The organism is Noviherbaspirillum suwonense (assembly GCF_900182955.1).
Classification (GTDB): Bacteria; Pseudomonadota; Gammaproteobacteria; order Burkholderiales; family Burkholderiaceae_D; genus Noviherbaspirillum_A; species Noviherbaspirillum_A suwonense.
The window spans coordinates 143,577-158,235 of record NZ_FXUL01000004.1 but is presented as its reverse complement, the minus strand read 5'-3'; the positions used below and the strand labels follow the sequence as shown (position 1 = coordinate 158,235).

General features: G+C 65.6%; 14 protein-coding genes. 7 read left to right on the top strand and 7 right to left on the bottom strand.

What is annotated here, in order from left to right; all coding sequences use genetic code 11:
• Positions 1-11: 11 nt before the first annotated feature.
• Complete coding sequence (gene trxB / locus QOL82_RS08010) at positions 12-965, top strand: thioredoxin-disulfide reductase (RefSeq protein ID WP_283441726.1); 954 nt, start codon at positions 12-14, stop codon at positions 963-965.
• Between the two features lie 33 nt (positions 966-998).
• Entirely contained in the window at positions 999-1,640 is a 642-nt protein-coding gene (locus QOL82_RS08005) for a Smr/MutS family protein (RefSeq protein ID WP_283441725.1), read from the top strand.
• 43 nt (positions 1,641-1,683) lie between these two features.
• Here the strand turns inward: QOL82_RS08005 and QOL82_RS08000 are convergent, their stop codons facing one another.
• Both QOL82_RS08000 and QOL82_RS07995 read right to left on the bottom strand, forming a co-directional pair.
• The gene (locus tag QOL82_RS08000) at positions 1,684-2,022 is read right to left on the bottom strand and encodes a P-II family nitrogen regulator (protein WP_283441724.1); all 339 of its coding nucleotides are present in this window, start codon (positions 2,020-2,022) and stop codon (positions 1,684-1,686) included.
• A 177-nt stretch (positions 2,023-2,199) separates the two neighbouring features.
• The gene (locus QOL82_RS07995) at positions 2,200-4,254 is read right to left on the bottom strand and encodes an NAD(+) synthase (RefSeq protein ID WP_283441723.1); all 2,055 of its coding nucleotides are present in this window, start codon (positions 4,252-4,254) and stop codon (positions 2,200-2,202) included.
• Positions 4,255-4,422: 168 nt separating this feature from the next.
• Here QOL82_RS07995 and QOL82_RS07990 point away from each other — a divergent pair, with 168 nt between their 5' ends.
• Positions 4,423-5,589 carry a GNAT family N-acetyltransferase gene (locus QOL82_RS07990; protein ID WP_283441722.1) on the top strand — a complete coding sequence of 389 codons (1,167 nt, stop codon included), beginning with the start codon at positions 4,423-4,425 and terminating at the stop codon, positions 5,587-5,589.
• Between the two features lie 39 nt (positions 5,590-5,628).
• Here QOL82_RS07990 and ppa read toward each other — a convergent pair whose 3' ends face one another.
• From ppa to hemC, 5 genes are all read right to left on the bottom strand, one after another.
• Positions 5,629-6,183 carry an inorganic diphosphatase gene (gene ppa, locus QOL82_RS07985; protein WP_283441721.1) on the bottom strand — a complete coding sequence of 185 codons (555 nt, stop codon included), beginning with the start codon at positions 6,181-6,183 and terminating at the stop codon, positions 5,629-5,631.
• Positions 6,184-6,269: 86 nt separating this feature from the next.
• On the bottom strand, positions 6,270-7,466 hold the full coding sequence (locus QOL82_RS07980; protein ID WP_283441720.1) for a heme biosynthesis protein HemY: 1,197 nt from the start codon (positions 7,464-7,466) through the stop codon (positions 6,270-6,272).
• 9 nt (positions 7,467-7,475) lie between these two features.
• Positions 7,476-8,576: a uroporphyrinogen-III C-methyltransferase gene (locus QOL82_RS07975; protein WP_430438454.1), complete on the bottom strand. Its 1,101-nt coding sequence runs from the start codon at positions 8,574-8,576 to the stop codon at positions 7,476-7,478.
• Entirely contained in the window at positions 8,573-9,343 is a 771-nt protein-coding gene (locus QOL82_RS07970) for a uroporphyrinogen-III synthase (RefSeq protein ID WP_283441719.1), read from the bottom strand. Before QOL82_RS07970 ends, QOL82_RS07975 begins: the two co-directional genes overlap by 4 nt.
• Positions 9,336-10,331: a hydroxymethylbilane synthase gene (gene hemC, locus QOL82_RS07965; RefSeq protein ID WP_283441718.1), complete on the bottom strand. Its 996-nt coding sequence runs from the start codon at positions 10,329-10,331 to the stop codon at positions 9,336-9,338. Before hemC ends, QOL82_RS07970 begins: the two co-directional genes overlap by 8 nt.
• Before the next feature lie 54 nt (positions 10,332-10,385).
• Here hemC and ppc point away from each other — a divergent pair, with 54 nt between their 5' ends.
• The 4 genes from ppc (at position 10,386) to QOL82_RS07945 (ending at position 14,658) form a co-directional block, all read left to right on the top strand.
• Positions 10,386-13,262 (top strand): phosphoenolpyruvate carboxylase, encoded by a 2,877-nt coding sequence (gene ppc / locus QOL82_RS07960; RefSeq protein ID WP_283441717.1) that lies wholly within the window; start codon positions 10,386-10,388, stop codon positions 13,260-13,262.
• Positions 13,263-13,299: 37 nt separating this feature from the next.
• A complete protein-coding gene (locus QOL82_RS07955; protein WP_283441716.1) occupies positions 13,300-13,590 on the top strand; it encodes a DUF427 domain-containing protein in 291 nt (96 codons plus the stop codon).
• 497 nt (positions 13,591-14,087) lie between these two features.
• The gene (locus QOL82_RS07950) at positions 14,088-14,342 is read left to right on the top strand and encodes a type II toxin-antitoxin system RelE family toxin (RefSeq protein WP_283441715.1); all 255 of its coding nucleotides are present in this window, start codon (positions 14,088-14,090) and stop codon (positions 14,340-14,342) included.
• Complete coding sequence (locus tag QOL82_RS07945) at positions 14,326-14,658, top strand: helix-turn-helix domain-containing protein (RefSeq protein ID WP_283441714.1); 333 nt, start codon at positions 14,326-14,328, stop codon at positions 14,656-14,658. Before QOL82_RS07950 ends, QOL82_RS07945 begins: the two co-directional genes overlap by 17 nt.
• Position 14,659: the final 1 nt, after the last annotated feature.

Here is a 14,659-nt window from a genome sequence, read left to right as displayed (position 1 = left end):
CTATGAGCGCCATGTCCACTCCCAAACACGCCCACGTCCTCATTCTCGGCTCCGGCCCCGCCGGCTACAGCGCTGCGGTCTACGCCGCCCGCGCCAACCTGAAGCCGGTCCTGATCACCGGCATCGAGCAGGGCGGACAGTTGATGACGACCACCGACGTCGAAAACTGGCCGGGCGACCCGATGGGCGTGCAGGGACCGGAACTGATGCAGCGGCTGCTGCAGCATGCCGAGCGTTTCGACACGGAAATCGTGTTCGACCATATCCACACCACGAAACTCGATGAAAAGCCGATCCGGCTGATCGGCGACGCCGGCGAATACACCTGCGACGCGCTGATCATCGCCACCGGCGCGTCGGCCCAGTACCTGGGGCTGCCGTCGGAAGAGGAATTCATGGGCAAGGGCGTGTCCGCCTGCGCGACCTGCGACGGTTTCTTCTACAAGAACCAGGAAGTCGCCGTGGTCGGCGGCGGCAATACGGCGGTGGAAGAAGCGCTCTACCTGTCCAACATCGCCAAGAAAGTCACCGTCGTGCACCGCCGCGACAAGTTCCGGGCCGAAGCCATCCTGATCGACCGCCTGATGGCCAAGGTTGCCGAGGGCAAGGTCGAGATCAAGTGGAACCACACGCTGGACGAAGTGGTTGGCGACAACAGCGGCGTGACCGGCATCCGCATCAAGTCGATGATCGACGGCGCCGTGACGCCGCTGACGCTGCATGGCGTCTTCATCGCGATCGGCCACAAGCCCAATACCGGCATCTTCGAAGGCCAGCTGGAAATGAAAAACGGCTATATCCGCACGAAGACCGGCCTCGACGGCTTTGCCACCGCGACCAGCGCGCCCGGCGTGTTCGCCGCCGGCGACGTGCAGGATCACGTCTACCGCCAGGCCATCACCAGTTCGGGCACCGGCTGCATGGCCGCGCTCGACGCGCAGCGTTACCTGGAAGGCCAGTCGTAAAGACCCGCCAAGCACTCAAGGGATGGACTGGTCATGGCAGGCATCAAGGATTTTGCGGCGCTGCAGGCGCTGCGCGACCAGCTGAAGCGGGAACAGGAGGCGCGCGCCGCCGCCGAAGTCAGGCGGCGCGAGCAGGAAGCGCTGGCGCTGCGCGAGGCCAACCTGTTCCGGCAAAGCATAGGCACGGTGGCGCCGATGCGCATCATCGACAAGGCGCTGCACCTGCCGCCGCAACCGGAGCCGATCGCCCGGCACCACCTGGCCGACGAGCAGGCGGCGCTGGCGCAATCGCTGTCCGACGAATTCAGCATCGAGTCGCTGCTGGAAACCGACGAGGGACTGAGCTATGCCCGCACCGGCATCGGCCAGGAAACCGTGCGCAAGCTGCGGCGCGGCCACTGGGTGACCCAGGCGCAGCTGGACCTGCATGGCATGCGCACCGACGAGGCGCGCGAGGCGCTGGCCGAATTCCTGCGCAGCGCAGGCCGGCGCGGGCTGCGCTGCGTGCGGGTAATCCACGGCAAGGGACTGGGTTCGGTCAACCGCGAACCGGTGCTGAAGAAAAAAGTGCGGAACTGGCTGGTGCAGAAGGAGGAAGTGCTGGCGTTCTGCCAGGCCCGGGCCGCGGATGGCGGCGCCGGGGCGGTGATGGTGCTGCTCAAGGCGCAGAGCTGATGCGCCCGACCGGGCTGATCCTGCGCCGGATGGTCCAGGCGGCCTAGACGGCGTCCGGACCGGTTTCGCCGGTGCGGATGCGCACCACCTGCTCGACCGCCTGCACGAAGATCTTGCCATCGCCTATCTTGCCGGTGCGCGCCGCCTTGATCACTGCATCGACCGCGGAGTCGACCACGTCATCGTCGACCACCGCCTCGACCTTCACCTTGGGCAGGAAGTCGACCACGTATTCGGCGCCGCGGTACAGCTCGGTATGGCCTTTCTGGCGGCCGAAACCCTTGACTTCGGTGACTGTCAGTCCGCTGACGCCGACTTCGGCAAGCGCCTCGCGCACTTCGTCGAGCTTGAACGGCTTGATGATCGCGGTAATTTGTTTCACGAAAAATTCCTCCTGTTGTATGGCAAACCCAAGTCATTGAATGCGGCGCTGCGGCTCCGGATGCTGTCGGTTGCCCGATACAACCAAGCTACTCGATACGATCACCGGCCGCGAGTATAGCCGACCAGCGGCTATCTCCAGAAACCCATCGCACGAATCTTACGATGGGAAGCCCGCTCAGTCATCCGGTATGCTTTTCAGTTCGTCCATCCAGACCACCGCTTCCGAATCGCTGGGCGCGCGCCAGTCGCCGCGCGGCGACAGCGACCCGCCGGAGCCGACCTTGGGCCCATTCGGGATGCACGAGCGCTTGAACTGGCTGGTCTTGAAGAAGCGGTAAAGGAAAATGCCCAGGTTTTTCTTGATCGCCGCCAGCGTGTATTCATTGCGGGGCACATGCGGGCCTTCCGGCCAGCGCCCGGCGTCGCGGTCGCCCCATGCCGACAGCGCCAGGAACGCGACCTTGGACGGCGCGAAACCGAAACGCAGCACGTAGTACAGGTTGAAATCCTGCAGTTCATACGGACCGATGACATTCTCGGTCTTCTGCTCGGGCACATCGGCCAGCTTGCCCGGCACCAGCTCCGGGCTGATGTCGGTGGCCAGCACATTGAGCAGCACGTCCGAGCCGGACTCGCCGATCTGCCTGGTCTCGGCGACCCAGCGCACCAGGTGGACGATCAGCGTCTTTGGCACGCTGGCGTTCACGTTGTAGTGCGACATGTGATCGCCGACGCCATAGGTGCACCAGCCCAGCGCCAGCTCGCTGAGGTCGCCGGTGCCGAGGACGATGGCCTGGTTGTAATTGGCCATGCGGAACAGGTGGCTGGTGCGCTCGCCGGCCTGCACGTTCTCGAAGGTCACATCGTAATCCTCGTGGCCGGCCGCATACGGATGGCCGATATCCTTCAGCATCTGCAGGCAGCTTGGCCGGATATCGACCTCGCTGGCAGTGCAGCCAGTCACCTGCATCAGCTGCCTGGCCTGCTGCAACGTGCGGTCGCTGGTCGCAAAGCCGGGCATGGTGACGCCCAGGATATTCGTGCGCGGCAGCTTCAGCCTGTCCATCGCCTTCGCGCAGACCAGGAGCGCATGGGTGGAATCGAGGCCGCCGGACACGCCGATCACAACCTTGCTGATGCCCGATGCCGACAGCCGCTGCACCAGCGCCTGGACCTGGATGTTGTAGACCTCCTCGCAGCGCTCGTCGCGCTGGCGGGCGTCGGACGGCACGTAGGGGAAACGCTCGAGCCGGCGCTGCAGCGGCAGGCGGCGGTCCAGCGGCGCATCGATGAGGAATGACACGGTCCTGAAGCGTGCGGCCTCGTCCCGGTGCCGGCGCATCGACTGCCCGAACGTCGTCACCCGCATCCGCTCGCGCGAGAGCCGCTCCAGGTCGATGTCGGCGCAGATCAGGTGGGAGGCGTCGGAGAAGCGTTCGGACTCGGCCAGCAGTTCGCCGTTCTCGCAGATCAGCGCCTGGCCGTCCCAGGCCATGTCGGTCGACGACTCGCCCTTCCCGGCCGATGAATACAGGTAGGCGGACAGGCAGCGCGCCGACTGCTGCGACACCAGCTGGTGCCGGTAACGCGACTTCCCCACCACGATGTTCGATGCGGACAGGTTGATCAGCACGGTCGCGCCGGCCAGCGCCGCATAGGATGACGGCGGAATCGGCGTCCACAGATCCTCGCAGATTTCCACATGGAAGCGCAGCAGCGGCATGTTCGCCGCCTCGAACAGCAGCGCGGGGCCAAATGGCACGGTCTGGCCGAGCAGCTCGATCTGTTCGCTGGTCGCACAGTCAGCCGCGCTGAATTGGCGGGCCTCGTAGAATTCGCCATAGTTGGGCAGGTAGCTCTTGGGCACCACGCCCTGTATCGCGCCACCGGAAACGACGACCGCACAGTTGAACAGAAGGTGATCGACTTGCAGCGGCATCCCGACCACCATCGCCAGCGGCAGGTCGACCGAGGCGTCGACGATGGACGCCAGCGCCGTCTTGCTGGCTTCGAGCAGCGCGCGCTGATGGAACAGGTCGTCGCAGGTATATGCCGACAGGCCGAGTTCGGGAAACGCGATCAGCACCGCGCCGCGTTCGGCCGCCTGCCTTGCCAGCGCGATGGTTTCCGCCGCATTGAAAACCGGGTCGGCGACCCGGCAGGTCGGAACGCCTACGGCCACCCTTGCGAAATCGTGCGAATAGAGATTGAAAAATTCCTTGGTTTGCATTTGCTCCGCCTTGCGCGCCCTTGAGCAGGGTCGGTTGATGAAATTCTCTGCCAGCAGTTTTTGCGTAAAATGGGTCGCACAGCAGCGCCTGGTCAGGCTTGATGCCGCCACTACGGTTCCCGTTGCGAACCGGCCTGTCGAGGCGGCTGCCCCTGTGAACAACGCTCAATGAGGCTGACCCTGAATTATCGCACGCGTATTATCGCCTCCCTGTCCGAGGTCGGCGAACCGGCATGGAGCGGCCTGCTGGCCCTGCAGGCGGACGCCAACCCCTTCCTGTCCTATGCCTTCCTGCATGCGCTGCACGAGTCCGGCAGCGCGTCGCGCAAGTCAGGCTGGCGGCCGCACTACCTGACGCTGTGGCAGGGCGATGTCCTCGCCGCCGCGCTGCCGCTGTACCTGAAGAGCCATTCGTATGGCGAATATGTGTTCGACTGGGCATGGGCCGACGCCTACCGGCGGCACGGGCTGGAGTATTACCCGAAGCTGCTGTCGGCGATCCCGTTCACGCCGGTGACCGGCGCCCGGCTGCTGGCGCGGGACGAATCGGCGCGGGCAGCGCTGGCCAAGGCGCTGGTCGCGCTGCAGCAGCAGGCCGACGTGTCGTCGACCCATGTGCTGTACCCGCCGCCGGAACAGGCGGAACTGCTGGAGCGCGCCGGGTTCCTGCTGCGCAACGGCGTGCAGTTTCACTGGCTTAACGCCGGCTACCGCGATTTCGACCAGTTCCTGTCGACGCTGGAACAGAAGAAGCGCAAGAACATCCGCGCCGAACGGCGCAAGGTGCGGGACGCTGGCATCACGTTCCGCCGGGTCGAAGGCGCGCAGATCGGCGAGGCGGACTGGCGCTTCTTCAAGCGCTGCTACGACCATACCTATGCGGCGCATTATTCGACGCCCTACCTGAACCTGGACTTTTTCCTGCGCATCGGCGCGACGATGCCGCAAAACATCCTGCTGGTCATTGCCGAGCGCGACGGCCGGCCGATCGCCGCGTCGCTGGTGATCCATGACCGGCATGCGCTGTACGGCCGTTACTGGGGCGCGCTCGAGCATCACGACTGCCTGCATTTCGAGACCTCGTATTACCAGCCGCTGGAATTCTGCATCGAACGGGGAATCGCGGCCTTCGAAGGCGGCGCGCAGGGTGAACACAAGATGGCCCGCGGCTTCCTGCCGCAAAAAACCTGGTCGGCGCACTGGCTCGCGCATCCGGCATTCGGCGACGCGGTGGAACGCTTTCTGGAACAGGAATCGGGAGGGATTGCGGCTTACATCGATGAACTGAACGAGCGCAACCCGTTCAGGACCGGCGCGCAGGGCGCGCCGGAATGACAGGCCGGGCCGCGATTGGCCCGGCCTGTTCAACGCGATTTATTCCTTGGCCTTGGCGTCGGCTTCCAGCTTGTTGTAAGCGGCGATGCCGTTCAGGATTTCCTGCTTCGCCTCTTCCGGGCCGACCCAGCCTTCGATCTTGACCCACTTGCCCTTTTCCAGGTCCTTGTAGTGCTCGAAAAAGTGCTGGATCTGCTGCAGGCGCAGGTCGTTCAGGTCTTCCGGCTTCTGCCAGTGGCTGTAGATCGGCAGCACCTTGTCGACCGGCACGGCCAGAACCTTGGCGTCGCCGCCGGCTTCGTCGCTCATCTTCAGCATGCCCAGCGGACGGCAGCGCACGACAACGCCCGGAATCAGCGCGAACGGGGTAATGACGAGCACGTCGACCGGGTCGCCGTCGTCGGAAATGGTTTTCGGGACGTAGCCGTAGTTGCACGGATAGTGCATCGCGGTGCCCATGAAGCGATCGACGAAGATCGCGCCGGATTCCTTGTCGACTTCGTACTTGATCGGGTCGGCATTCATCGGGATTTCGATAATCACGTTGAAATCGTTAGGCACGTCGCGGCCTGAATTGACGTCGTTAAGACTCATGGCAGTTTCCAGAAGTGGTAAGAATTTTAAGTCGGCAGATTATAGCGGCTTTGCCGCCGCGGGAACGCGATGCGCATCAACGCGGGTCAGATCGCCGTTGCCAGCGCGCATTGCCGGTAGTGCTCCGCGGCCCGTTCCGGGTCGTTCAGCGACTCGTGCAATTGCGCAAGTTTCAGGTGGATCTCGCGCACGGTCGGCGCATGGATGGCGTCGGCCAGCGCATGCTCCAGGTAGCGCTGCGCCTTGCCCCAGAGCTTTTGTTTCAGGCACAGCGTGCCCAGCGTCAATTCGAGTTCCGCATCGCTCGGATGCTCGCGCGCCCACTGCTCGCAGCGTTCGATCTGTGCCAGCAGCGCCGGCGAGTTTTCCGGCGCGGCGGCGCGGCGGTAGGCGCAGACCAGGCGCTCGTCCCACTCGACCGCCAGCGCCTTTTCCACCAGCGCCGCCGCTTCCTGGTGCAGGCCGTGGGCATTGAAGGCGTCGGCCGCACGCACCGCGATCGCCGGCTTGCGCGCGTCGGCGTCCGGCACGGTCGCCCATACGCGGCGCACCGATTCGGCGTCATGCCGGCGGCCGGACAGCAGGTCGTTGTAGGCAAGTTCGCGCAGCCGCTGCGACAGCGCGGGATGCAGCGCATTGTTCTTGTCCAGCATGCGCGTCAGCCGCAGCACTTCGGGCCAGTCCTTGGCGCGCTGGTTGGCCTTCAGAGCCAGCCTGAGCGCATGGATGTGGCGGGTGCCGCTGGCGTTCAGCTCGCGCACGGTCTCCAGCGCCGCTTCCGGCTGGTCGTCGTCGACCAGCAGTTCGATCGCCGTCATCAGCCGCGCGGTCTTCAGCGCCGGGTCTTCCTGCGCGCGCGCCAGCCAGGCGTCGCGCCGCTCCGACTGCCGCATCCGGTGCGCGGCGCGCGCGCCGATCAGCGACGCCAGGCCCTTGTTCTCGTCGAGGTCCAGCGCCCGCGCCGCGGCTTTTTCCGAATGGCCGAAGCGGCCCTCGAACAGCGCCTTCAGGGCCTCGCGGAAGGCGCGGTTGCCCTCGCGTTCGCGACGGCTGCGGCGGTATTCAATCACCCTGCCCGGCATTCTCTGTGCGCTGCGGATCGCGTTCAGCACGCCGTAGCTGAGCAGGAACAGCAGGAACAGCAGCAGCAGGAAGAAATTAAGCGACAGGTCGACCCGGTACGGCGGGTAGAACAGCACCACGTTGCCCGCATTGAACCGCGCCATCACCGCGAGTCCGATCGCGGTTGCCAGGAGTGCGACGAGCCAGAGAAATATGCGCATGGTCCGGTATCAGGGCTTGGCCTTGTAATTGCGGACCGCGTTCAGGCTGGCGTTCAGCGTCGGCATCTCGATGGTCAGGTCGCTGGCCTGGACCTGCTTGAGCAGCGCCTGCGCCGACTGGGTCTGGCGGGCGCGGGTGTCGAAATACCGGTTGATCGTGTCCTGGGCGGCGGCGAGGTCGCTGCGGAATGCGCTTTCATTGCGCGACAGCAGCGCCAGCCGGGCGCTCAGCAGCCGCAGCTTGAGATTTTCGCGGGCATAGTAGGCCTGGGTCGGCGAGAGCAGCAGCGCGTCCGGCGTGTCGACAGTGCGCACCCGTATCAGTTGCCGGAGCTCGGTCCACATTTCATTGGAAAAGCTCTGCCACTTGTCATTCAGCGCGGTCAGCCAGGCGGCGCTGGCCGACTGGGTGCCGGGGACCACGCTGCTGTTCTTCGGCGGCGTCGCCGGCAGCGCGGGCTTCTCGTCGGCCAGCAGCGGCAGCCTGTCGACCTGGGTGATCAGGCTGTCCAGCCGCAATGCGATGCCCGTCACATCGACCGACGGCAGCGCCTTGAGCTTGTCGATGTCGCCGGCCAGCGCCCGGCGTATCGTGATGAACTGCGGCTTGTCGGAGCGCGACAGCCGGGTGTCGGCATTCTGGAGCGCGATCAGCGCACCCTGCACATTGCCGGCCAGCTGGAGCTGCTGGCTCGCGGTCGACAGCACCTGCTCGATCTCGGCCAGCGCCCAGTCGTCGCGGTTGCGGGACAATTCCTGGTACAGCTGCTCCAGCGCCATCTGCTGGCTCTGGCCCTCTACCTGCTTGCCTTCCAGCACCGACACCTTGCCCTGCAATTCCTTGAGGTCGTCCTGCGCCGACCTGGCGATGGTCCGGCCCTCGGTGGCGATGCTGTCCCCGGCCTGCAGGCGCTGCGCCATCTCGCGCCGCAGCGTGCGCAGTTCCGAATGCGAAGTCCACCACTGCAGGGCCAGCAGCAGCGCCAGCACCGCAAGCAGCACGTAGCCGAGGCGGCCGCTGCGGTTGCGCATGGCCGACCCGACGGGATCGACCAGCCCCGCCGCATAGCGCGGCGGCGGCAATTCGGAGTTGAAAGGCGCGTCGTTCATGGCCGGGATTGTAACGCGGCAATCAGCGCTTCGTCGCCTGATCCGGTCAGCGTCACAGAGCGGAAACCGAGTGCGCGGGCGCTTTCTTCGATGCGGACGTGCGGAACGATCAGGCTTTTTTGTTGCAAACTAACTACAGATTGATCGCCGTCCAGCGCCCGCGCCATGTCCAGCAGGCCGCGCAGCGCTTCGGAGCTGGTGATGATCCAGCGGCTGTCGCAGGCCAGCAGGCGGGCCAGTTCCCGCTTCCGCGCCGGGTCGAACGGCGGAATGCTGCGCCGGTAAGCGGCGACCTGGGTAACTTCCATGCCGGCTGCGCGCAATGCGTCGCCCAGCAATTCGCGTCCGCTCTCGCCCCGTACGATCAGCGCCCTTTTACCGCGCAGCATTTCGAGGTCCAGCGTTTCCAGCAGCGTCTGCGAGTCGGTGCGCTCGGTGTTGGCCGGGCTGACGATGGTGGCATTGGCGGCAGTCAGGCCGTGGCGGGCCAGCGCGGCGCGGCTGCCCTCGCCCATGACGGCCAGCGTGACGGCGCGCGGCCATTCGCTCCGCAGCGCGCAGGCGGCGTCGATGGCATTCGGGCTGACGAAGGCGACCAGCGCCACGCCGGACATGTCGGCCAGCGCCGCCCGAAGTGCGGACTGGTCGGGCAATGGCTGGATTTCCAGCAGCGGAAACAGCACTGCGTCATGGCCCAGCGCGGTCAGGCGCTCTGCCAGCGGCGCGGCCTGGGCGGCCGGGCGGGTGATGACGACCGGATCAGGCATCCGCCTTGCACGCCTCCAGGATGGATGCCGCGCCCTGCGTGTTCAGCGCGTCGGCAATCTGCCGGCCGAGCGCCTCGGGCGCACTGGCCGGGCCGCTGGCCTCGGCGGTGGCGACGCGCAGGCCGTCCGGCGTGCCGACCATCGCACGCATATGCAGCTGGTCGCCAGCCACCGTTGCGTATGCGGCCAGCGGCACCTGGCAGCTGCCGCCGAACACGCGCGACAGCGTGCGCTCGGCCCGCACCGCGGCCGAGGTGTCCGCATGGTCCAGCGGCGCGAGCAGCTGCCTGAGGTCGGCGCGGCCGGCGGGTATCTCGATCGCCATCGCGCCCTGCCCCGGCGCCGGCAGGCTTTGTTCCGGCTCCAGCAGGCTGCGGATGCGTTCCGGCAGACCCAGCCGCTTCAGGCCGGCCGCGGCCAGGATGATGGCCGCGTATTCGCCGCGATCGAGCTTGCCAAGGCGGGTGTCGAGATTGCCCCGCAGCGGCCGGATCACCAGGTGCGGGAAGCGCGCGGCGATCAGCGCCTGGCGCCGCAGGCTGCTGGTGCCGACGACCGCGCCGGCCGGCAGCGCCGCCAGGTTGTCGTAGTCATTCGAGACGAAGGCGTCGCGCGCGTCTTCGCGCTCCAGCACCGCCGCCAGTTCGAACTCCGGCGGCAGCTCCATCGGCACGTCCTTCAGCGAATGGACCGCGAGGTCGGCATGCCCGCCCAGCATCGCGATTTCCAGTTCCTTCACGAACAGGCCCTTGCCGCCCACCTTGGACAGGGTGCGGTCCAGGATCTGGTCGCCGCGGGTGGTCATGCCCAGAATCTCGACCGAACTGTGCGGATATAATTCAAGCAACTGTGCGCGCACATGTTCGGCCTGCCACATTGCAAGCCGGCTTTCGCGCGAGGCGATAACGAGTTTTCCGGTAAAAGATTGGATCTCTGGAGAGTTCAAGACAGGCTCTTCTGATGGGCTGGAAGCGAAGGATTCTAGCATGGCGCTTCTGGCCCGCCCGTCCCCTTCCCCCTCTATGGAGCGCGCATTCCCATCATGGCAAAGCAGTTGAAAACACCCGGCAGGACCAGCCCCGCGGCAATCGACAAGGATGCGCCGCTGAAGGAAGACATACGGATGCTGGGTCGCCTGCTGGGCGACGTGCTGCGCGCGCAGGAAGGCGATGCCGTCTACGAAGTCGTCGAGACGGTGCGGCAGACCGCGGTGCGCTTCCGGCGCGAGGCCGACCCGGTGGCCGGCGCGGAACTCAACCGCATGCTCAAGAAGCTCACGCGCGAGCAGACCATCTCGGTCGTGCGCGCCTTTTCCTATTTCTCGCACCTGGCCAACATCGCCGAGGACCAGCATCACAACCGCCGCCGCCGCTCGCACCTGCTGGCCGGGTCCGCCGCGCAGCCGGGCAGCATTCCGCATGCGCTGTCGCGGCTGGACGATGCCGGCGTGTCCGGCGCGGCGATCCGCGAATTTTTCGACGGCGCGCTGGTGTCGCCGGTGCTGACCGCGCATCCGACCGAGGTGCAGCGCAAGAGCATCCTTGACGCCGAACACGAGATCGCCCGCCTGCTGGCCGAGCGCGACCTGGCGCTGACGCCGCGCGAACGCACCCGCAACGGCGAACTGCTGCATGCGCAGGTGGCGACGCTGTGGCAGACCCGGATGCTGCGCTACACGAAACTGACCGTGGCCGATGAAATCGAGAATGCGCTGTCCTACTACCGCATCACCTTCCTGCGCGAGCTGCCGGCGCTGTTCGACGACATGGAAGTCGAGCTTGCCGCCCAGTTCCCGCACCTGCAGAAAAAGGACGGCGGCCTGAAGCTGCCGCCGTTCGTGCAGATGGGCAGCTGGATCGGCGGCGACCGCGACGGCAACCCGAACGTGAACGCGGCCACCATGCAGCATGCGCTGACGCGGCAGTCGACCACCATCCTCGACTTCTACCTGCAGGAAGTCCATGCGCTCGGCGCCGAACTGTCGATCTCGACGCTGCTGGTCGGCGTGAGCCCGGAACTGCAGGCGCTGGCCGACATATCGCCGGACCAGTCGGCCCATCGCAACGACGAGCCTTACCGCCGGGCGCTGATCTATGTCTATGCACGGCTGGCCGCCACGTCGCGCGCGCTGGGCGCGTCGAACATCCTGCGCAAGGAAGTCGGCCATGCCGAACCGTATGAAAGCGCCATCGCGTTCACGCTGGACCTGCAGACCATCGCCGACTCGCTGAGCGCCAACTTCGGCTCCGCGCTGATCCGCCCGCGCCTGGCGTCGCTGCTGCGCGCCTCCGAGATCTTCGGCTTCCACCTGGCGACGCTGGACATGCGCCAGAGTTCGGACGTGCACGAGCGGGTGCTGTCGGAGCTGTTCGCCTGCGCCCGGGTCGAGGCGGACTATGCGGCGCTGGACGAACCGGCCAAGGTCGCGCTGCTGCTGTCGGAACTGGCGCGGCCCGGCCTGCTGACCTCGCCGTACATCAGCTACAGCGATGAGGCGAATGTCGAGCTGGGCGTGCTGCGCACCGCGCGCGAGATCCGCGCCCGCTACGGCGCCAAGGCCATCCGCAACTACATCATCTCGCACACCGAGGAAGTGTCGGACCTGCTGGAAGTCTTTTTGCTGCAGAAGGAAACCGGCCTGCTGCGCAGCCGCTGGCATGAAGCCGACGACGGCGGCATCCCGGAAACCGACCTCGAGCTGATGGTGATCCCGCTGTTCGAGACCATTCCCGACCTGCGGCGCGCGGCCGAGATCATGGAAAACCTGATGGCCATCCCGGTGGTGCGACGGCTCGTCGCCAAGCAGGGAGAACTGCAGGAAGTCATGCTCGGCTATTCGGACTCGAACAAGGACGGCGGCTTCCTGACATCGACCTGGGAGCTGTACAAGGCCGAGACCCGGCTGGTCGACGTGTTCAAGCGCGCCGGCGTCACGCTGCGGCTGTTCCATGGCCGCGGCGGCACGGTCGGCCGCGGCGGCGGACCGAGCTACGAGGCGATCCTGGCCCAGCCCAGCGGCACTGTGAACGGACAGATCCGGCTCACCGAGCAGGGCGAAATCATTGCATCGAAATTCTCCAATCCCGAGATCGGGCGGCGCAACCTGGAGCTGCTGGTGTCGGCCACGCTGGAAGCCAGCCTGATGCCGCCGTCCGACAGCAGCCGCCACGCCGAGCGGCTGGCCGGTTTCGAACAGGTGATGGACGAACTGTCCGGCCTCGCCTACCACGCCTACCGCGACCTGGTCTATGAAACCCCCGGCTTCACCGACTACTTCTTCGCGGCCACGCCGATCGCGGAAATCGCCGAGCTCAATATCGGCTCGCGCCCGGCCTCGCGCAAGGCCAGCCGCCGCATCGAGGACCTGCGCGCGATCCCGTGGGGCTTTTCCTGGGGCCAGTGCCGGCTGCTGCTGCCGGGCTGGTATGGCTTCGGCTCGGCGATCTCGGCCTGGCTGGAAGGCAGCGACGCCAAGGGAGGCAAGCGCGGACGCACGGCCCGGCTGGCGACGCTCAAGGCCATGTTCCAGGAATGGCCGTTCTTCGCCACCCTGCTATCGAACATGGACATGGTGCTGTCCAAGACCGACCTTGCAGTCGCCTCGCGCTATGCCGAGCTGGTCGTCGACCGCAAGCTGCGCAATGCGATCTTCAAGCGCATCAGCGCCGAGCACGGCCAGACGGTTGCCTGCCTGGGCCAGATCACCGGCGCCAAGACGCGGCTGGAAAGCAACCCGCTGCTGGCGCGCTCGATCCAGAACCGCTTTGCCTATCTGGATCCGCTGAACCACCTGCAGGTCGAGCTGATCAAGCGCAACCGCGCCAATGCGGACGAGGGCCGCAAGCATGACGGCCGGGTGCATCGCGGCATTCATCTTTCCATCAACGGCATTGCTGCCGGCCTGCGCAATACAGGCTGAGCGGGCCGTTTTCTTTCACCACACAGGAGCATGCATCATGCCGAAAGCCAGCTGGAACAATGCCGTCATCGCCGACGCCGCCGAGCAGGACATCGTGGTCGTCGAAGGCAACAAGTACTTTCCCGCATCGTCGGTCGCCAGCGACACGCTGCGCCCGAGCGCAACCCACACGGTCTGCCCGTGGAAAGGCACCGCCAGCTACTACGACGTGGTGGTCGACGGCCAGGTCAACAAGGACGCGGCCTGGTACTACCCCGAGCCGAAGGACGCGGCGAAGGAGATCGCCGGGCGCATCGCATTCTGGCGCGGGGTGAAGATCGAAGGGTAAGGCTGGCGCGGGCGCCGCAGCATGCGACGGGCAAAGGCGCCCTGCACTTTCAGCCGTCCGGGGTGCGCGTTCCGATGATGTGCGCACTTGCCTGACGCGCTTCCCTTGCGACACCCCGGTCCCGGGCGCCGCCGATGTCGACGCGGCGTTCACGCCCATCGCCTGTCCTGAGCAGATGACGCCTGCCGCGCAATGCGGATGATTATTCGTCTGCGAGACAATACCCGCCCGCAAAGCCTGTCCAGGCAGGTCAGGTTTCCATCCGCATGTTCGCCAAGCCGGCCCTCCGCCGCCTTTCCCTTCCTCCTTGTCCGTGATGCGCCCCCCGAACGTCTGCGCGGCCCTTTCCTTTTTGTTCTGAACTCTCCTCCTGCAGAACCGACTCAGGCACCTGATTTCCCGGGCAGCCCTAGCCTCCTCCACCGCTCGCCTGACCAATTTATTAGTCATTTCCTTTTAAAATTGCTTATAAACTTATAATCAGGCCTATAATAAATATGAATGCCATCAAATGGTCGCCCAAGGCAGTCAAGCAGTTGCTCAAGATCGGCAAACCGGAACAGGCAGGGATTAAAGACGCAATAGGCGAACTGGCGCATCTTCCCGACACGCGCAATGTCGTCGCGCTGACGAATCACAAGCACCAGTTCCGGCTTCGCGTCGGGAATTACCGGGTATTTTTCAACTTTGACGGTGCGATCCGCATCGTCGTGATAGAGGAAGTGAGGAAGCGCGATGAACGCACTTACTAATGTCCAGATCATCAGCGGGCCGGATGGGAAACCGGCTTTCGCGGTGATCCCGTACGCCGACTTCGTCGAATGCCGCAAGAATGCCGGCGACACCTACATACCGCATGAAGTCGTGTCGATGATGGTCGACCGCGACTGGACCGTCACCCGTGCCTGGCGCGAACACCTGGGCCTGACCCAGGAACAGCTGGCGGAGCGACTGGGCGTGAGCCAGTCCGCCTACTCGCAGCAGGAATCCAGCCGGAAAATCCGGGCTGCGACGCGGCGGAAAATCGCCGAAGCGCTGGGCATCCTGCCCGAACAGCTGGACGTCTGAG